The following is a 17,744-nucleotide window of genomic DNA, read 5'->3' as shown; positions in this document are numbered from 1 at the left end:
CATGTCGTTAGTGGTCGGCATTGCCTAAATGCCTTTCAGCCCACTGGCGCACGTCCGGGTAGGGCCGCTGTTCGAAAACCGCGAAGCCGTTAAGGCCACGAGCTTTGAGCGGTGTGAATATCGGCATGGTGAGGCCGCACAGAAAGTGCGCCAGCCGCTGCGCATTAGGCGGCTTACCAAACTGTTCGGTGTGGCGCTCAATCAGCGGCCTGGCATAGCGCGCAAAATCAGCATCGCTTAGCGCGGGCAGCGGCGGCGCATCCGGCAGTCGCACGGGGTGGCCGTAACACACCGAGCAGTGCCTGCAGCGGCCCTGCTCGGTCTCGGGTGGTGCTTCAAAAGTGCTATCGCCAAAGTGTTCGGCCAGCCTCCGCGTCAGGCAACCTTCCGATTCAAACAGCGCCAGCATGGCCTGTAGCCGCTCAATCTCAATTCGTTCCCGATGTCGGCATTCGTCAATTAACTGACTCGCCAGCGCTTCAATGGCAAAATTCAGCTGAAGCACCTCGTACACGTCGGTCATCCGCTTGCCTTCCAGGGTCAGCCAGCCTTTATCCTGAAAGTACTCAAGCGCAGCAATCACGCGGGCACGGGAGGCGTCAATCTGCTGGGCCTGCCCCGCACTGTGCAGGCGCTCAAAATCCACCGTTCCCCAGGTCCGGGCGATGGGGATGTTATCGACAATAAGGCGCACAAAGGCCGCGCGCTCGCCCTCAAAGCGGCTCACCAGTTCCGCGGGTTCGATGTGATAGCGCAGCCGATACTCGGCGAGAAACGCAAAGCGCGGGGCGATAATGCCGTGCATTTCCAACCGCACTAATAGAGTTTTCAATGGCAGCGAACGGATATTGGTGTCGCGGGAAAGCGTGAAAAGCAACACTTCCCACTGGCGGTCGGGCTGGCCACCTGCTGCCGCGATCTCTTCCAGCAAGCGGACAATGCCGGCGTATTCGGGGGTATCGCCGTAAACGAAATTTTCCAGCACCCGCAAGCCATCGCGTCCCGCCATGGTCAGGCAGGTGGAAGGCCGGCCGTCGCGCCCCGCCCGGCCGATCTCCTGGCTGTAGTTTTCGATGGATTTGGGCAGGTCATAGTGAACGACGTTGCGGATATTGCCCTTGTCGATGCCCATGCCAAAGGCAATGGTGGCCACGATGCAGGGCGATTCCCCGCGCATGAACTGCCCCTGAATCTCATCCCGCCGCTGCGAATCGAGCCCGGCATGATATGCCTGGGCGGCAATGCCTTGAGCCGTCAGCGCTTTCGCCACCTGCTCTGCAGTTTGCTGCAGGGTGACATAGATAATCGTCGGCGCCTCAAAGCCCGGCTGCATCTGCGGTGTCAGCCACTCAATCAACTGCTGCTGGCGATCCTCCAGGGCAGGTGCCACCAGCAACTCAAGATTGGGACGATAGAAGCCGGTGGTGATGACGTTATCCGGCGCGATGGCAAACTTCTCACGCATATCAGCGATAACGGCGGGCGTTGCCGTGGCGGTGAGCAACAGCACCTGGGGAATGGCAAACTCACGCTGGTAGTCCGGCAGTTTGAGGTAATCGGGGCGGAAGTTATGCCCCCATTCAGAGAGGCAGTGGGCTTCGTCGACCACCATAAGCGAAATACGCACCTGGCGTAGAAAGTGCCGAAAACGCTCGTTCTTGAGCCGCTCCACCGAGACCATGAGGATTTTCAGCTCGCCGCTTTTGGCTCGCTCCATGACGTCACGGGTGGTGTCACGGTCTTGGGTGGAATCAATACTCGCTGCGGCCACACCATGACGGGCCAGAAAGGAAAGCTGATCCTGCATTAGCGCCAGCAGCGGCGACACCACCAGGGTCAAGTGCGGAAGGTGAATCGCTGGCAACTGATAGCAGAGCGACTTCCCTGCACCGGTGGCAAAAATCGCCGCCGTGGAGTACCCATCCAGCACCCTTGACACTACCGCCTGCTGGCCACCGCGAAAGTCGTCAAAGCCGAAGACGTCCTTGAGCGTTTGTTGCGGCGATATCGGGGGCATGACCGTTCCTTGGCGGAAAAGTAAAACAGTTGGCCAACAGCCTACCGTAAAACGTACCCATCAGACTATCCGTGGGCGTTACTCCCAGGCCGCACCTTCCAGTGCATCCAGCGGAATTTTCAGGTAGCGCTTGCCGTTGGCCTCTGGTTCCGGGAGGCGACCGCCTTGGGTATTGACCTGTAGCGCGTGGAGAATCAGCTTGGGCATGGGGAGCTCGCTGTCACGCTTTTGGCGCAGCGCAATGTAGTCATCCTGGCTTTTGCCCACCAAGTGCGGGTTGTGCGCCCGCTGTTCGGCGACGCTGCTTTGCCACTGGGGCTCTCGATCATCAGGCATATAATCGTGGCCGGTGAACAAGCGAGTATGGTCGGGCAGGGAGAGAATCTGCTGGATGGAATCCCATAGCGCTTTGGCACTTCCACCGGGAAAGTCCGCCCTGGCGGTACCAAAATCAGGCTGAAAAAGGGTGTCATGAACGAAAGCCGTATCGCCGACCACATAAGTAATCGAGGCCAGTGTGTGGCCTGGCGAATACAGCACGCGGGCGTCCAGCTTACCGATTTTAAACGTGTCGCCTTCCGCAAACAGCGTGTCCCACTGACGGCCGTCGGTGGGCATTTCCGGCCAGTGATAGATATCCTTCCACAGCGCCTGCACTTGAGTGACGTGCTGGCCAATGGCGGTGGGCGCGCCGGTTTTTTCTTGTAAATAGTGGGCCGCCGAGAAGTGGTCAGCGTGGGGATGGGTATCCAGAATCCAGGCGACCGAAAGCCCTGCTTGCTCTATATAAGCCAGTAACTCGTCCGCATTAAAGGTCGCCGTCGCGCCAGACTTCTCATCGTAATCCAGCACCGGGTCAATAATCGCGCACTGCTGGGTAGCAGGGTCGCTCACTACGTACTGAACGCTGAAGGTGCGTGGATCAAAAAAACCGGCGACATCCGGCGTGCCTTCTCCCTTGTGCTGGGAAAGCGCGAAGGTCTTCATGCTTATATCCTCAATGTTGACGCCATTCAATAAAGGTTATAAAGATAGCTGATTAAAGAATATAAGCAATAGCACTCACGAAAACGCTTTTTCCAGCGCAAAACGGGGCTGGGTCTGGCCCTCTTTGCTGACTGTCTCCATAAACATCTCAAGCGGGCGCACCCAGAGACCGTAGTCGCCATACAGGGCACGATACACAACCAGCGGCTCTTCACTTTCGCTGTGCTGGGCAGTCCCGAGCACTTCGTAAAGGCTGCCTTTGTAATGGCGGTAAATACCGGGGACGGGAGCGGTCATAAAGCTTCCTTTTGAGTCGCTGGCTGGTTGGCTTTTTTGGCAAGTCGCTCAAGCACTTTTGAGGCAGCAACAAAACCAAAAGTGCCGGTTAAAAAAGTGGCGGCGCCAAAGCCTGAAGCGCAGTCCAACCGCGTGGCGTCACCGCTACCGGGCTTTTGCAGGCAGACTTCGCCGTCGCCGCTGGGGTAGATGAGCTGTTCATCGGAGTAGACGCATTCCACCGAGAAACGCCGTTTGGGGTTGCGGGAGAAGCCGTAGTCCCGGCGCAGCCGCGAGCGGACCTTTGATAGAAGCGGATCGTGCTCGGTGCGGGTTAAATCCGACACTTGAATGCGTGTCGGGTCGGTTTGCCCACCCGCCGCCCCCGTCACGGTAATCGGAATTTTGCGCCGTTTGCACCAGGCGATGAGCGCGGCCTTGGCGATCACGCTGTCGATGGCATCCACCACATGATCAGCGTCATCGGGGACGCGCTCGGCAAGATTGGCGGGCGTGACGAAGGCGGTATCAGCGACAATCTCAATCTCGGGGGCAATCAGGCGGCAGCGCTCAGCCAGTACGTCGACCTTGGGCTTGCCGATGGTGCCATCCAGCGCGTGAAGCTGCCGGTTGACGTTGGAGACACAGACATCATCCAGGTCGATCAGCGTCAGCTTGCCAATGCCCGAGCGCGCCAGCGCCTCGACTGTCCAGCTACCTACCCCACCGACGCCGACGACCACCACGTGGGCATGGCGAAATACATCCGCGGCACGCTGACCATAGAGGCGGCGAATCCCGCCGAAGCGAAAATCGTAGTCCGCAGACGACATAATATCTCCCAGGCTCATGTTAAAAGGGCGGATGGCGTGCCGACAGGCGGCGTCCGCACGCTGTCCAGGGGCAAGTGGCCAGACCAGCCCAGGTAATCAAGCAGCGTGCTCATGGTGTCATCCAGGGCACAGCTAAGCTGAATGCGCTTGTCGAACAGCGGATGGTCAAACGCCAGATAGGTCGCGGCCAGCAGTAACCGGGGAGCACTTAGCTGTTCGGCAAAAAAGCGATTGTGGACACTTTTGCCATGTTTGGCATCACCAATGATGGGGTAGCCACGCCGCGAAAGATGGCGGCGAATCTGATGGCGCCGCCCGGTCAGTGGCCGCGCCTCGACCAGCGAGTAGCGCGCCACGGGGTAGCGGTCGACCTGGACAGGTAGCTCAGCACTGTCCAGGCGGCGAATATCCGTCATCGCTGGCATCGCGGGCATTTCCGCCTTGGGGCGCGTGCCATCCTCTTCCCGGAGCGGGTAATCCAAGCGCTCACTTTCCGGGGCTTTACCGCGCACCACGGCCAGGTAGCGCTTTTCGACTTGACGTTCGCTAAAGGCGTCGCTGAGCAGAGCAGCGACCTCTGAGGATAAACCAAACACCATCACGCCTGAGGTGGGCCGGTCTAACCGATGCACCGGGTAGACGCGTTTGCCAAGCTGATTACGCAGCCGTTGAAGGAGAAATTCAGTTTCTCCACGCGCCAGCGCCGAACGATGGACTAAAAGCCCTGACGGCTTATGTACCGCAACCAGATGCTCATCCTGATAGAGGATGTTGAGTGGCGTCATAACGCTCCTGGGTAATCATAACGAGTCACTATGGCAGAGTGCCATTGTCGCGGCTTGGCGCGGCGTTGTCACCCACGCGATGGGAAAAGCGCGGGACGAACGATTGGCAGTTTAGCCCTCATGCAGCTACTTTAAGGAAGTACCTTATCGCGAAATTTCCATGGACAAGGAAAGGAGACATCATCATGCGTCATGCAGCAATAATCGGCGGTCTTTCCGCCTCTCTACTGCTCGTCTCTGCTGCTCAGGCTAACAACAGCATGGATGTAGGAATGCATAAAATCAGCGCCGAAGGCGTCGGCGAGTCCATCGGCAGCATCACGCTGGAAGACACTGAACATGGCCTGCTGTTGACGCCTGACCTCAGCGATCTGGAAACTGGCCCCCATGGCTTTCATGTACACCAGAACCCAAGCTGCGAGGCTCAGGAAAACGACAGCGGGCACATGACCGCGGGGCTTTATGCCGGGGGCCATTATGACCCGGAAGAAACAGGCAGCCACAAAGGGCCCTACGACGACGGCCACCTGGGCGATTTACCCGTGCTTATCGTCGATGAAGACGGCAACGCCACTCTACCTGTCCTCGCGCCGCGCTTGAGTGTCGAGGATGTAAAAGGCCGCAGCATCATGATTCACGAAGGCGGCGATAACTATTCGGATGACCCTGAAGCACTGGGTGGCGGCGGAAGCCGCGTGGGCTGTGGCATCGTAGAAGCCTCTGACGACAGTGAATAACGCTTAGAGACAGCCAAAAACAAAACGGGCAGCCAATGATGGCTGCCCGTTTTGCGTTGTGCGATTGGCTCAGCTGTTAAGCTGGCTCAACTCAAGCGATTACTCGTCGCCTGCCATCTGCATCTGGCGCTGCATATAATTCTGAATACCCACCTTGTCGATCAAGCCAAGCTCGGTTTCGATGTGGTCGATATGATCTTCTTCGTCGGCGAGCAGGTCGCGCAGCAAATCGCGGGTAACGTAATCTTTAACGCTCTCGCAATAGGTAATGGCTTCGATGTAATCGTTGCGGCCATCGTGCTCGATCTTCAGATCGCTTTCGAGCATCTCTTTGACATTTTCGCCGATATACAGCTTGCCGAGATCCTGCAGGTTGGGAATGCCTTCAAGGAACAGGATACGCTCGATAAGTTTATCGGCGTGCTGCATCTCTTCGATGGATTCGTCGTATTCCCACTTGGCCAGCGCTTGCAGGCCCCAGTCCTTGTACATCTTGGCATGCAAAAAGTACTGATTGATGGCCACCAGCTCGTTGCCAAGTGCAATATTGAGATGCTCAATTACTTTCGGATCACCTTTCATGACGTCACCTTTTTGCTGTAATGCTGATAGTTTAGCAGGCTCTATCAAGCAGTTACGTTAATGGAGGAGTATTGGCCATAAAAGGCGTACTCCCAGCCTTACTGGGAGTATAGAGATGAGGACTAAAAATTCAAGCAAATCATATATTTGCTAAAGATAACCCTAACAATAGTGATTCGCGTCAAACGGCATATGCCAAGCCAGCATTGGCTTCCAGGCGCGCCTCATGAACCGCTTCGCGGGTCACCGACTTGGCGAAGCATGCGCACTTGCCGCATTGGGTGGCACAGCCGGTTGCTTCACGGACTTCCTGCCAGCTACGCGCGCCGTCGCTCACCTGCTGGCGGATCTGATGGTCAGTTACTCCCTTGCACACACACACGTACATGGCTGCACCTCATAAAGTTCATGAGGTGAATGTAAATGAGTCGCATACATCTTTGCAAGTAAAAATGCATGACCTTTAGTATCGATTCGTCTTAAGTAACGTGAGGGTGCATGTAACTGATTGTCGGGAACGACATTTCATCCACTTGCAAAGAAAAATTAATGCTTGGGCAATTTCACGATCTGGGTGCCAGAAGCGATGTCTGGCCAGCTGCGGCACTGGCTATCAAACAACACCCACCAGTAACCTATTCCCAGCGCTGCCAGGGAAAGCCAGGCCATGAGGCAGCGCACCAGACTTTGCTTGAGTGAAATGCTCTCTCCATCGAGGGTTTGCACACGCAGCCGCCACGCCTGCATGCCCAGCGTCATGCCTCCGCGCTGCCAGAAGAAAACAAAAAACAGCGTCGTGATCAGCACCAGCAAAAGCCGCAAACTCCAAATATCGACGCCCTGGATGCCAATCTCTTCTGCCTTCTGACCTAGCACGAACCTGAAAAACACCAAGTGAGCGACAGTCACGGCGATCCAGATGGCTGTCACCAACAAGCCATCGTAGAGCATCGCGCCCAGGCGCGATGGCAATCCCGCGGGCCGGGTATTGGCCGGTTGCGGAAAACGTCGCTTGGTCATGGGACTCCTCGGCATCTGGATTAACCGTTGCGCCGCAGGAAATACACTCCCACCACGGCGCACGCCAGCGTCGGGACCAGTACTGCCCAGACAGGGGAGAAACCAAAGAGTGTCGAGGCCGGTGCCAGCAAGTCCTGAACGTATTTAAAGACCAGCCCGGTCACCACGCCGTAAAACACCCGCGTGCCCGCCGCCACGGTGCGCAGCGGACCAAACACGAACGAAGCGGCAATCAAGACCAGCGACCCCATGGTCAGCGGCATTAACATTTTTTGCCAGAAATACAGCAACGGCTGGTCCGCCTGCATACCTTGCTCTTCAAGGAAGCGCGCGTAAGCCCAAAGTTCGCTGGGTGCCTGGCTTTCTACCGAACGCAACAGGCGCTCCAACTGAAGCGGGGTGAAGTCGGTTTCCCAGCGCAAGGTTTGAGCTTGCTCAGACTCGGTGTGGTCATCAAAAATCTGCGTGGTGGCGACACCTTCCAGTTGCCACCCGCCATCGTCCCAGATAGCGCGTTGCGCATGGGTCGCTTCGACGAGACGTTCCTCGTCAAACCGGTAACGCGTCAGGTCGAGCACCACATTGTCCGCCCGGATAGCCCCGAAGCGGTAAACACTGTCTCCTTCGACCTGCCAGCCGCTGCGGCTGGTTAACATGGCCCCCTCACCCTGAAGCTGTTCAAGCCGCCACGCTTCGGCATATTGTTCGGTGCGCGGGCTGACATACTCGGCCACCATCAGTACGACCACGACGACGACCAGCACAGGCTTCATCACGCTCCAGACAATACGTCCCAGTGAACGGCCCGCCGCTCGCATCACGGTCAGTTCATTACTTGACGCCATGCTGCCCAGGCCGATCAGCGCACCTATCAGCACCGCGACCGGCGCATATTGGTAAAACCGCCAGGGAGTCCGCATCAGTAGATAGAACAGTGCATCCAGTGCCGAATAGCCTTCCTGCACATCACCCAGATCGTCGATGTAGGCGATGGTGATATCCAATCCGAGCAGAACAAACTGCACCACCACAATGGCCGCCAGCACATTGCGAGCAATATAGCGGTCGAGTCGATCAACGATCATCAGCGCATCCCCTTGCGTTGCGAGTGCCAGATCAGCAAGAGCCCCAAGGCTAGAAACAGCCCATGGACGGGCCATATGCCCACGCTAGTGGACCACGCCCCGCTACCCACCGCATCGACAGCCGCCAGCAATAAGCTCAGGTACGCAACGTATAAAAAGACCGCGGGAAGCAACTTGGCAAACCGCCCCTGTCGGGGGTTAACCCGCGAGAGCGGCTGCGCCATGATCGCCAGAATAAAGACCATCAGCGGCAACCCCGCCCGCCACTGCCATTGGGCCTGGGCACGATCATTGTCATCCTGCCAAAGTGCCAACGTCGTGGCGTACTCCAGCGAATCCAGTTCCTGGCGGTCGCGGCTCAGGCCAAGCCGCAACGTGTAGCGCTCAAACGTCAAGCGTTCGGCGTTTCGCTGCCCCGGGGTCACGCCGTAACGCTCACCGTCATTAAGCACCAGAAAGCGGCTACCGGTATCCATCCGCGTTTCCTGATAACCCGACACTGCACGCGTGACATAGTTGTGTTCTGCATCATCACCAGGCTGACGCTGTTCATGAACCAACACATCCTGCATTTCGCTTCCATCATCATTGAAACCGCTGATATAGGCGGTACGCCCACCGCCAAACTCCTGAAAGCGGCCGGGGGCCAGGACTGAAACGTCCAAGCGGCTTTCCTGTTCTTCTATGATGGCAGCGGTCTGGAGAGCCCCCGCCGGTGTCAGCCACAGGCTGCAAACGCCTACCACTATCGCCACCGCCGAAGCGGGCAATAACGTCACCTTGAGAAGCCGCTTGGGGCTCATGCCACAGGCCACCATAACGGTAATTTCGCTGTTCATGTACAACTGGCCATAAGCCAGCAATATGCCCAGAAAAAACGAAAGCGGCAGGATAAGCTCCATGAACCCCGGCAGGTGATAGACCATCAAGCTACCCAGGATATTGACCGGAAAGTCTCCCTCCGCGGCGTCGGAAAAATAGCGGATAAAGCGGCTGCCCATGATCACCAACAACAAAATGCCCGCTACAGCGGACATGGTGACCAGAACTTCTCGTGTTAAATAGCGAAATAAGATCAACGCGCTCTCCGGCTAGTCGTGCAGGATGTTATGCAACACCTGCAGTGCTTGGGTACACTGGGACATTATCCTGAATACCTCGATGCTTGTCTTGTTGGAGACGTCATGGAATTTTCCGTTCAAACGGCTAACCCTGCCAAAATAGAAACGGCCTGCCTGGTCGTTCCTGTTTACAAGGTACCTGACCACAAAAGTAGCGACTTATTACCCGCCGTTGCCAAACTCGACGATGCCAGCGAACAGTTGATCGGCCAGCTTGTCGCCAGTGGCGACATTGATGCCAGCCTCGCAAACGTTCAGCTATTGCCGTATGCCCCAGGTCTGGGTGCCGAGCGCCTGCTGATTGTTGGCCTTGGCGAACGCGAAAAATGTCATGAAACGGCGTATCTGAAGGCGCTGGATGCTGCCATGGCGGCGCTGATCAAACTTCCCATCGATAATGCCAGCGTCATGCTGACCGAAGTGCCGCTTGCCGATCGCGATACGGGCTGGAAAGCGCGCAAAGTGCTCGAAAGTATCGAACGCGCGAACTACCGGTTTGATCAGTTCAAGCGCAACCCGGCGCCAGCGGCAAGCCTGACGCAATTGAACCTGATGATCAGCAATGCCGCCGATGCCGAAGGGGCTCGACAGGGCGCCCACCAGGGTAGCGCCATCGGTCAGGGCATCAACTATACGCGTACGCTAGGCAATCTGCCGGGAAATGTCTGCACGCCGAGCTACTTGGCCGACCAGGCGGAACAGCTTGGACGCGAATCCCAAGGCGCTTTGGCCGTCGATATTCTGGACGAAGAGGCGCTTGCCGAATTGGGCGCGGGCGCCCTGCTATCGGTCGGGCGTGGCAGTCGAGAGCCAAGTCGCCTGATCGTCATGCACTATAAAGGGGCCGACAATGCGGAAGAAGCCCCCCATGTCTTGATCGGCAAGGGTATCACCTTCGACACAGGCGGCATTTCGCTCAAGGCTGGCGAAGGCATGGACGAGATGAAGTTCGACATGGGCGGGGCGGCCAGCGTCTTTGGCACGGTCAAAGCGCTCCTCACGATCAAGCCCAAGCTGAACCTGGTGTTTATCGTCGCCGCAGCGGAAAACATGCCGGACGGCGCCGCCACCAAACCCGGCGACATCATTACCACGCTCAAGGGGCTGACCGTTGAGGTGCTCAATACCGACGCCGAAGGCCGTCTGGTGCTGTGCGACGCGCTGACCTATGCCGAGCGCTTCAAGCCGGCAAGCGTGGTCGATATTGCCACGCTCACAGGTGCAGCCATCATCGCGCTGGGCCATCATGCCACCGGTCTGCTCTCCAATGATGATGACCTCGCCCTTGACCTGCTGGATGCAGGCGAAGGCGCCTGGGATCGTGCCTGGCACCTACCGCTGTGGGATGAATATCAGGAACAGCTCGACTCCAACTTCGCCGACCTGGCCAATATCGGTGGCCGCCCTGCGGGCACGATTACCGCGGCGTGTTTCCTGTCGCGTTTTGCCGACCGTTTCCCCTGGGCACACCTGGACATTGCCGGCACCGCCTGGCACTCCGGCAAGCAGAAAGGTGCCACCGGCCGCCCCGTCGGCCTGCTCACCCAGTACCTTCTGGACCGGGAAAACGACGTCCAGGTTGAAAATGGCGACGACTAGACAACCAGCGGTTGCCTTTAAGCGCCACAACCGTTAAACCTGAACACATCAAGGCGTACTGGGCCTGACTCGGTGCGCCTGTTTTAATACCTCTTACTGATACAGTATTCGCCCGACAAGGCGTATTGCTAGCGGAGACCCACAGCCGTGCCCACTGCAAGTTCTGATACCCGTTTTGATGTGTTGCCGTCCAATCAGCCGACAGACGACGAGATTCGCGACAGCATTCTGGAAAGCCCCGGCTTTGGCCAGTACTTCACCGACCACATGGCCCACGTTCGCTGGACGATCGATGCCGACTGGCACGGTCACCAGGTGCGTCCTTACGGCCCCTTGACGCTTGACCCCGCCGCTTCGGTACTGCACTACGGCCAGGAGATTTTCGAGGGCATCAAGGCTTATCGTCACGCCGACGGCTCGGTCTGGACGTTCCGCCCCGAGAAGAACGCCGAGCGCTTTCGTCGCAGCGCGCGGCGTTTGGCACTGCCAGAGCTTTCCGACGAGGACTTTATTGGCTCGCTGAAAGCCCTGCTCGCCCAGGATCACGCCTGGGTGCCCACGCCCTCAAGCAATGCCGATGAGTGCAGCCTCTACCTGCGTCCCTTCATGATTGCCACGGAAGCTTTCCTGGGCGTACGCCCTGCCCATGAGGTGGATTACTACGTGATTGCCTCACCGGCCGCCGCCTATTTCAAAGGCGGCATTGAACCCGTTTCCATCTGGCTGTCTTCCCATTACAAGCGCGCCGCGCCCGGCGGCACCGGCTTTGCCAAGTGTGGCGGCAACTACGCGGCCTCACTGGCAGCGCAAAAGGAAGCCGCCGCCAACGGCTGCGGCCAGGTGGCGTTTCTGGATGCCGCAGAAAGCAAGTGGATCGAGGAACTGGGCGGCATGAACCTGTTTTTCGTCTTCAAGGACGGTCGCCTGGTGACGCCTCGCCTGACCGACACCATTCTCGAGGGCGTCACGCGCAACTCGGTGCTCACCCTGGCCAAAGACGAAGGCCTGAGCCCTGAAGAACGCCCTATCAGCATCGACGAGTGGCGTGAGGGGGCGGCCTCAGGCGAGATTACCGAAGTTTTTGCCTGCGGCACGGCGGCGGTAATCACACCGGTGGGCGAGCTGGTCAGCGAAAATGAGCGTATTCGTCTTACGGCTGGCGGCAGCAACGAGGTCGCCAAGCGCATTCGCACCAAACTGCTGGATCTGCAATACGGCCGTAGCGAAGACCAGTACGGCTGGCTCACTAAGCTGGCATAACCCCCAGCCTTATTGCGTCGCCGCGGCATTGCCTGCGGCGGCGCTGCCTTGAGACGCCCTGCCAGGAATCCGCCATGGCGCGTATAGACTTTTATATCCTGCCGGACACCACGCTGGATGCCCGCCTCCAGTTTGCCTGCAAGCTGGCCGAGACCATCTGGCGTAAAGGCTATCGCCTGCATCTGCACTGCGAGGATAAGGCCCTGGCTGAACAGGCCGACGAGGCCCTGTGGGGGTTTCGCGACGACGCCTACCTGCCCCACGCGCTGGAAGACAGCGACATGGCCGCCAGCGTGCCGATCACGCTCGGCTGGCAGCAGTTACCGGTGCCTTCGGCAGAGACCGCCCTGCTGAACCTGCACCCGGATATTCCCGAGGGCATAGAACGCTACACCCGCATTGCCGAAATCATTAACCAGCACCAGCAAGTACTGGTCGCCAAGCGCGCCTGCTGGCAGCGCTATAAAGAACTCGGCCATAAGGTCGTACCGCATAAGTTAGGGTGAGTTCGTTGAAATCATCTGCCACAAACGAGTGACCCCGCACGTGGCGGGGTCATCAATGGAAAAGACAGTCTCTATCACTGCGTCTTCGCCTTAGCCTCCCTGCTGTTGCATCTGCTCCTGCATCTGTTGCATCTGCTGCCGCCGCTGGGCCATGGCCTCATCCAGTTGGTCGCGCTGTTCCTGGGTGAACACGTCTTCGATCTGAGACTGCATGATGACGCTGTCAGCGGTCATCTCGGCCGTCAGGTCACCAAGACGCTCAGCATCCGCGCGAATAGCCGCTTCATCGTAATCGGGCTGGACATGCTCGCTGAGTTGCCGTTGCAGCTCTCGGGCTTCCTGCTGCTTGGCACTGCTTTCATCTTGCATCTGGGTCAAAAGGCCGCTGAGTTCTTCCTTTTGCGCGTCATCCAGATCCAGCATTTCATCGAGCTGGTTAACCTGGTCATCGATACTGGGGGTACCACCACCCATTTGCTGGGCCATGGCGGGAGCACTGAACACCAGTGCGGCGACTGCCGGCGCGAAAAGCTTGGCTACCTGCATCAAAAACTCCAATTGCGTACAAAATGAATGACTACCCGACTCAATCCTGACGGGCCTTGTTCTACTCTCGCATTCCGACACTGCTGTTTTCAAAAAATTCGTCGTAACAACGAATTGTTGATTACCATAAGCGGGGCCTGCCACGCCCTGTACACTCCTGGAGACGCAAACGTGCTCACGCGCTACCCGCTTGTTACGATCGTTATTGCCCAACTATTCGGCACCTCGCTGTGGTTCAGCGTTAACGGCGTTGGTTTGGCGCTGCAGGAGTCCGTCGGCCTGAGTGAAGGCGATCTCGGACTCCTCACCATTGCCGTACAGGCCGGGTTTATTACCGGCACCCTGGCCATTGCCACCTCGGGGTTGGCCGACCGCGTTCGCGCCAGCCACCTGTTTGCCATCTCGGCGGTTCTCGGGGCACTGGTTAACGCCGCCTTTATCGGCGTGGCAGATAACGTCACACTCGCCGGGTTCGCGCGTTTCGCGACGGGGCTTTGCCTGGCGGGCATCTACCCGCTGGGCATGAAGCTGGTAGTTAGCTGGACGCCCAGTCACGCCGGGGCGGCGCTCGGCTGGCTCGTGGGCATGTTGACCCTGGGCATTGCCTCGCCGCACCTGCTGCGTGGGCTGACCCTGCACCTGCCCTGGCAATGGCCGCTGCTGCTGGCGTCGCTGCTGGCCCTGGCCGCCGCACTGCTGATTTATCGACTGGGCGTTGGCCCGCACCTGCCTGCCAAGACCACCGGCGGGCGCCCTTGGGCGGGGCTGGCTGCGTTTAAGCACAAAGACTTCCGGGCCGCGGCGCTGGGCTACTTCGGCCACTGCTGGGAACTGTATGCACTGTGGGCGCTGGTGCCGTTTTTGGTCACACGCGAGCTGGAACGCCTTAATGCGGCCACCAGCGCCCAGTCCTGGATCAGCTTTTTGATCATTGCCATCGGCCTGCCCGGCTGCGTGCTGGCCGGCCGCTGGAGCCGCCATTACGGTAGCGCTCGAGTCGCGTTTGTGGCACTTGCCACGTCGGGCGCCTTATGCCTGCTCTATCCGCTGATCGGCGGGGCGCCACCGCTTTTGCTGATCGCCCTTTTACTTCTCTGGGGCTTTAGCGTGATCGCCGATTCTGCACAGTTTTCCGCCCTGGCCAGCGCTACCGCGCCACCCGAGCGGCTAGGCGCGGCGCTCGCCATGATGAACGCCATTGGCTTTGGGCTGACAATACCCTCGATTGCGCTGGTCACCGCCCTATGGTCGGACCAAGGCCTTGCAGTGATCTGGTGGCTGCTGCCGGGGCCGGTACTTGGGTTGATCGCCATGCGCGGACTGAATCGTCACTCGGTCAGGGCCTGACGCCCTACCCTTAATCGCGCTATACTTGACGCCATTTTTTCGATCCCATTTATGAATTCCATGCTTCCCGGCGGGGAGCATCGTTGCGGTGAGCCAATCCATGGAAAAGACCTACCAACCTGAACAGATCGAAACTCGCTGGTACGAGCGTTGGGAAGCCGACAACCGTTTCGCGCCGACCGGCCGCGGAACCCCGTTTTCGATCATGATTCCACCGCCCAATGTGACCGGCAGTCTGCACATGGGCCACGCGTTCCAGGACACCATCATGGATACCCTGACGCGCTGGAAGCGGATGCAGGGCAACAACACCCTGTGGCAGGTAGGCACCGACCACGCCGGTATTGCCACGCAAATGCTGGTGGAACGCAAAATTGCCGCCGAAGAAGGAAAAACCCGCCACGACCTGGGCCGCGAGGCGTTTATCGATAAGGTCTGGGAGTGGAAAGAGGAATCCGGCGACCATATTACCCGCCAGCTGCGCCGCATGGGCGCCAGCGTTGACTGGTCCCGCGAGCGCTTCACCATGGATGACGGCTTCTACAAGGCCGTACAGGAAGTCTTCGTGCGCCTTCATGAAGAAGGCCTGGTTTATCGCGGCAAGCGTCTGGTCAACTGGGATCCCACCCTGCACACGGCGATTTCCGACCTTGAAGTGGAAAACAAGGAGCAGCAGGGCAGCTTCTGGCACTTCCGCTACCCGCTGGCCGACGGCGTCAAAACCGCTGACGGCAAGGACTACCTTGTGGTCGCCACCACCCGCCCGGAGACCCTGCTGGGGGATACCGGCGTGGCGGTGAATCCGGAAGACACGCGCTATGCTTCGCTGGTCGGCAAGTTTATCGAGCTGCCGCTGGTCGGCCGTCGGATTCCCATCGTCGCCGACGAGCATGCCGACATGGAAAAAGGCTCGGGCTGCGTCAAGATCACCCCGGCACACGACTTCAACGACTACGAAGTCGGCAAGCGCCAGGATCACCTGCTGATCAACATCTTCAGCCAGGATGCCACCATCCTTGAGCGCGCCGAGATCTATGACCTGAAAGGCCAGCCGCAGCCTGACGAAGACGCCAGCCTGCCCGCCAAATACGCCGGGCTGGACCGCTTTGAAGCGCGCAAGCTGATCGTCGCGGACATGGACGCGCTGGGCCTGCTGGAACAGGTGGAAGCCGTCAACAACACCATGCCCTACGGCGACCGCTCGGGTGACGTGATCGAGCCGCTGCTCACCGACCAATGGTTTGTGGCTGTCGAGTCCCTCGCCAAACCCGCCATCGAGGCGGTGGAAAACGGCGATATCCAGTTCGTGCCCAAGAACTACGAAAACATGTACTTTGCCTGGATGCGCGACCTGCAGGATTGGTGTATTTCCCGCCAGTTGTGGTGGGGTCACCGCATTCCGGCCTGGTACGACGAGGCGGGCAATGTCTACGTAGCCCGCACGGAAGCCGAAGTCCGCGAGAAGCACGGCCTGGGCGATGATATTGAGCTCACCCAGGACGAAGACGTCCTCGACACCTGGTTCAGCTCCGGCCTGTGGACCTTCGGCACCCTGGGGTGGCCGGAACAGACACCGGAGCTTGAAACCTTCCACCCGACCAGCGTGCTGGTCACGGGCTTTGACATCATCTTCTTCTGGGTCGCCCGGATGATCATGATGACGCTCAAGTTCACCGGCGAAGTCCCCTTCAAGACAGTCTATGTACACGGCCTGGTGCGCGACGGCCAGGGTCAGAAGATGTCCAAATCCAAGGGCAACGTGCTGGATCCCATCGACCTGATCGACGGGATCAGCCTGGACGCGCTACTCGAAAAACGTACCGGCAACATGATGCAGCCGCAAAAAGCCAAGGCGATTGCCAAGGCGACCCGCGACGAATTCAAGGACGGCATTGAAGCCCACGGTACCGATGCGCTGCGCTTTACGTTCCTCTCCCAGGCCACTACCGGGCGGGATATCAAGTTCGACATGAACCGCCTGGACGGCTACCGCAACTTCTGCAACAAGTTGTGGAACGCCTCGCGCTACGTGCTGATGAACGCCGAAGACGAAGACTGCGGCACCTCACTTGAAGGAGAAGGCGTCAACGATGTCGAGCTTTCTCTGGCCGACCGCTGGATTATTTCCCAACTGCAGAAAACCGAGGCCCAGGTCACCAGGGCGATGGAGGAATACCGCTTTGACCACGCCTCCCAGGCGTTGTACGAGTTCGTCTGGAACGAATACTGCGACTGGTACCTGGAGCTATCCAAGCCGGTACTGTGGGACGAAAATGCCAGTGCCGAGGCAAAGCGAGGTACACGCCGTACCTTGGTGCGGGTGCTGGAAACCGTTCTGCGCCTCGCCCACCCGATGATGCCCTACATCACCGAAGAGATCTGGCAACGTGTCGCACCGCTGGCAGGCACTTACGTCGGCGACGACGCGTCCTTAATGCTGCAGGCCTGGCCGCAAGCCGACGACAGCAAAATCGACGAGCAGGCGACCCGCGACATCGAATGGCTGAAAGGCGTGATCATCGCCGTGCGCAACATCCGCGCCGAGATGAACATCGCCCCCGGCAAGCCGCTCGACGTACTACTCACCAAGGGCAAGCCGGAAGATGCCGAGCGGCTTGAAGACTACCGCCACTTCCTCGCCAAGCTTGCCAAGCTGGAAAGCGCCACCTGGCTTGAAAATCCCGATGATGCGCCGCTATCGGCCACACAGCTGGTCGGCGACATGGAAGTACTCGTGCCAATGGCGGACTTGATCGACAAAGACGCTGAGCTCAAACGCCTGGCCAAGGAAATTGAAAAACAGGACAAGCTGATCGGCGGCATCGAGAAGAAACTCGACAACGAAGGCTTTATCGCCAAAGCCCCGGAATCAGTGGTGGAAAAAGAACGCGGCAAGCTCGCCGACTTCCAGGCCGCCAAGCAGCTGCTGGAAGAGCAGCGGGCTAAAATCTCAGCGCTGTAAGCCACGCGGCGCCAGGCAGCTCTTACCGCATGGCGCCCGTGCTACCTTGCCCGGCGACCCAATAGCGCCTATAAATGGGAG

Annotated in this window: 17 protein-coding genes; 6 read left to right on the top strand and 11 right to left on the bottom strand. The window is 58.7% G+C overall.

The features are described 5' to 3' along the window. Window positions 1-7: 7 nt before the first annotated feature. The 5 genes from B7L15_RS07605 to B7L15_RS07585 form a co-directional block, all read right to left on the bottom strand. On the bottom strand, window positions 8-2,017 hold the full coding sequence (locus B7L15_RS07605; protein WP_085918392.1) for a RecQ family ATP-dependent DNA helicase: 2,010 nt from the start codon (window positions 2,015-2,017) through the stop codon (window positions 8-10). Window positions 2,018-2,095: 78 nt separating this feature from the next. Further along, complete coding sequence (locus tag B7L15_RS07600) at window positions 2,096-3,004, bottom strand: MBL fold metallo-hydrolase (RefSeq protein WP_085918391.1); 909 nt, start codon at window positions 3,002-3,004, stop codon at window positions 2,096-2,098. Between the two features lie 75 nt (window positions 3,005-3,079). Further along, window positions 3,080-3,301 carry a DUF1653 domain-containing protein gene (locus B7L15_RS07595; RefSeq protein WP_085918390.1) on the bottom strand — a complete coding sequence of 74 codons (222 nt, stop codon included), beginning with the start codon at window positions 3,299-3,301 and terminating at the stop codon, window positions 3,080-3,082. After that, on the bottom strand, window positions 3,298-4,113 hold the full coding sequence (gene tcdA, locus B7L15_RS07590; protein WP_233337338.1) for a tRNA cyclic N6-threonylcarbamoyladenosine(37) synthase TcdA: 816 nt from the start codon (window positions 4,111-4,113) through the stop codon (window positions 3,298-3,300). Before tcdA ends, B7L15_RS07595 begins: the two co-directional genes overlap by 4 nt. Before the next feature lie 14 nt (window positions 4,114-4,127). Further along, on the bottom strand, window positions 4,128-4,898 hold the full coding sequence (locus B7L15_RS07585; RefSeq protein WP_085918388.1) for a pseudouridine synthase: 771 nt from the start codon (window positions 4,896-4,898) through the stop codon (window positions 4,128-4,130). A gap of 185 nt (window positions 4,899-5,083) precedes the next feature. Between B7L15_RS07585 and sodC the strand changes: the two genes are divergently transcribed. Continuing rightward, window positions 5,084-5,635 carry a superoxide dismutase family protein gene (gene sodC / locus B7L15_RS07580; RefSeq protein ID WP_085918387.1) on the top strand — a complete coding sequence of 184 codons (552 nt, stop codon included), beginning with the start codon at window positions 5,084-5,086 and terminating at the stop codon, window positions 5,633-5,635. A gap of 99 nt (window positions 5,636-5,734) precedes the next feature. Here the strand turns inward: sodC and bfr are convergent, their stop codons facing one another. The 5 genes from bfr to lptF all read right to left on the bottom strand — a co-directional run bounded on the left by bfr (window position 5,735) and on the right by lptF (window position 9,401). Beyond that, window positions 5,735-6,217: a bacterioferritin gene (gene bfr, locus B7L15_RS07575; protein WP_085918386.1), complete on the bottom strand. Its 483-nt coding sequence runs from the start codon at window positions 6,215-6,217 to the stop codon at window positions 5,735-5,737. 181 nt (window positions 6,218-6,398) lie between these two features. Then, window positions 6,399-6,605 (bottom strand): (2Fe-2S)-binding protein, encoded by a 207-nt coding sequence (locus tag B7L15_RS07570; RefSeq protein ID WP_085918385.1) that lies wholly within the window; start codon window positions 6,603-6,605, stop codon window positions 6,399-6,401. 158 nt (window positions 6,606-6,763) lie between these two features. Further along, window positions 6,764-7,237 (bottom strand): RDD family protein, encoded by a 474-nt coding sequence (locus tag B7L15_RS07565; protein WP_085918384.1) that lies wholly within the window; start codon window positions 7,235-7,237, stop codon window positions 6,764-6,766. 20 nt (window positions 7,238-7,257) lie between these two features. Next, a complete protein-coding gene (gene lptG, locus B7L15_RS07560) occupies window positions 7,258-8,322 on the bottom strand; it encodes an LPS export ABC transporter permease LptG (RefSeq protein WP_085918383.1) in 1,065 nt (354 codons plus the stop codon). Beyond that, the gene (gene lptF, locus B7L15_RS07555) at window positions 8,322-9,401 is read right to left on the bottom strand and encodes an LPS export ABC transporter permease LptF (protein ID WP_085918382.1); all 1,080 of its coding nucleotides are present in this window, start codon (window positions 9,399-9,401) and stop codon (window positions 8,322-8,324) included. Before lptF ends, lptG begins: the two co-directional genes overlap by 1 nt. A gap of 105 nt (window positions 9,402-9,506) precedes the next feature. On the opposite strand from lptF, the gene B7L15_RS07550 reads away from it, so the two are divergent. The 3 genes from B7L15_RS07550 to B7L15_RS07540 all read left to right on the top strand — a co-directional run bounded on the left by B7L15_RS07550 (window position 9,507) and on the right by B7L15_RS07540 (window position 12,808). Beyond that, window positions 9,507-11,042 carry a leucyl aminopeptidase gene (locus tag B7L15_RS07550; RefSeq protein WP_085918381.1) on the top strand — a complete coding sequence of 512 codons (1,536 nt, stop codon included), beginning with the start codon at window positions 9,507-9,509 and terminating at the stop codon, window positions 11,040-11,042. A gap of 147 nt (window positions 11,043-11,189) precedes the next feature. Further along, window positions 11,190-12,302 (top strand): branched-chain amino acid aminotransferase, encoded by a 1,113-nt coding sequence (locus tag B7L15_RS07545; protein ID WP_085918380.1) that lies wholly within the window; start codon window positions 11,190-11,192, stop codon window positions 12,300-12,302. A gap of 74 nt (window positions 12,303-12,376) precedes the next feature. After that, window positions 12,377-12,808 carry a DNA polymerase III subunit chi gene (locus tag B7L15_RS07540; protein ID WP_085918379.1) on the top strand — a complete coding sequence of 144 codons (432 nt, stop codon included), beginning with the start codon at window positions 12,377-12,379 and terminating at the stop codon, window positions 12,806-12,808. Between the two features lie 90 nt (window positions 12,809-12,898). Here B7L15_RS07540 and B7L15_RS07535 read toward each other — a convergent pair whose 3' ends face one another. Beyond that, window positions 12,899-13,354 (bottom strand): Spy/CpxP family protein refolding chaperone, encoded by a 456-nt coding sequence (locus B7L15_RS07535; protein ID WP_085918378.1) that lies wholly within the window; start codon window positions 13,352-13,354, stop codon window positions 12,899-12,901. A gap of 171 nt (window positions 13,355-13,525) precedes the next feature. Here B7L15_RS07535 and B7L15_RS07530 point away from each other — a divergent pair, with 171 nt between their 5' ends. Together B7L15_RS07530 and B7L15_RS07525 are read left to right on the top strand one after the other, a co-directional pair. Beyond that, window positions 13,526-14,701: an MFS transporter gene (locus tag B7L15_RS07530; protein WP_254902880.1), complete on the top strand. Its 1,176-nt coding sequence runs from the start codon at window positions 13,526-13,528 to the stop codon at window positions 14,699-14,701. 100 nt (window positions 14,702-14,801) lie between these two features. Beyond that, window positions 14,802-17,663 (top strand): valine--tRNA ligase, encoded by a 2,862-nt coding sequence (locus B7L15_RS07525; RefSeq protein WP_085918376.1) that lies wholly within the window; start codon window positions 14,802-14,804, stop codon window positions 17,661-17,663. The last annotated feature ends 81 nt before the right edge of the window (window positions 17,664-17,744 follow it).

Source organism: Halomonas sp. CSM-2, assembly GCF_002119345.1.
In the GTDB taxonomy this organism is placed as follows: Bacteria; Pseudomonadota; Gammaproteobacteria; order Pseudomonadales; family Halomonadaceae; genus Vreelandella; species Vreelandella janggokensis.
The sequence above is the reverse complement of the archived record's forward strand: the minus strand, read 5'-3'. Positions and strand labels throughout refer to the sequence as shown.

Bases quoted from the DNA above. Each gene is read 5' to 3' on its own strand.
- B7L15_RS07605 (WP_085918392.1), bottom strand. From the start codon at position 2,017: ATGCCCCCGATATCGCCGCAACAAACGCTCAAGGACGTCTTCGGCTTT.
- B7L15_RS07600 (WP_085918391.1), bottom strand. From the start codon at position 3,004: ATGAAGACCTTCGCGCTTTCCCAGCACAAGGGAGAAGGCACGCCGGAT.
- B7L15_RS07595 (WP_085918390.1), bottom strand. From the start codon at position 3,301: ATGACCGCTCCCGTCCCCGGTATTTACCGCCATTACAAAGGCAGCCTT.
- tcdA (WP_233337338.1), bottom strand. From the start codon at position 4,113: ATGTCGTCTGCGGACTACGATTTTCGCTTCGGCGGGATTCGCCGCCTC.
- B7L15_RS07585 (WP_085918388.1), bottom strand. From the start codon at position 4,898: ATGACGCCACTCAACATCCTCTATCAGGATGAGCATCTGGTTGCGGTA.
- sodC (WP_085918387.1), top strand. From the start codon at position 5,084: ATGCGTCATGCAGCAATAATCGGCGGTCTTTCCGCCTCTCTACTGCTC.
- bfr (WP_085918386.1), bottom strand. From the start codon at position 6,217: ATGAAAGGTGATCCGAAAGTAATTGAGCATCTCAATATTGCACTTGGC.
- B7L15_RS07570 (WP_085918385.1), bottom strand. From the start codon at position 6,605: ATGTACGTGTGTGTGTGCAAGGGAGTAACTGACCATCAGATCCGCCAG.
- B7L15_RS07565 (WP_085918384.1), bottom strand. From the start codon at position 7,237: ATGACCAAGCGACGTTTTCCGCAACCGGCCAATACCCGGCCCGCGGGA.
- lptG (WP_085918383.1), bottom strand. From the start codon at position 8,322: ATGATCGTTGATCGACTCGACCGCTATATTGCTCGCAATGTGCTGGCG.
- B7L15_RS07550 (WP_085918381.1), top strand. From the start codon at position 9,507: ATGGAATTTTCCGTTCAAACGGCTAACCCTGCCAAAATAGAAACGGCC.
- B7L15_RS07540 (WP_085918379.1), top strand. From the start codon at position 12,377: ATGGCGCGTATAGACTTTTATATCCTGCCGGACACCACGCTGGATGCC.
- B7L15_RS07535 (WP_085918378.1), bottom strand. From the start codon at position 13,354: ATGCAGGTAGCCAAGCTTTTCGCGCCGGCAGTCGCCGCACTGGTGTTC.
- B7L15_RS07525 (WP_085918376.1), top strand. From the start codon at position 14,802: ATGGAAAAGACCTACCAACCTGAACAGATCGAAACTCGCTGGTACGAG.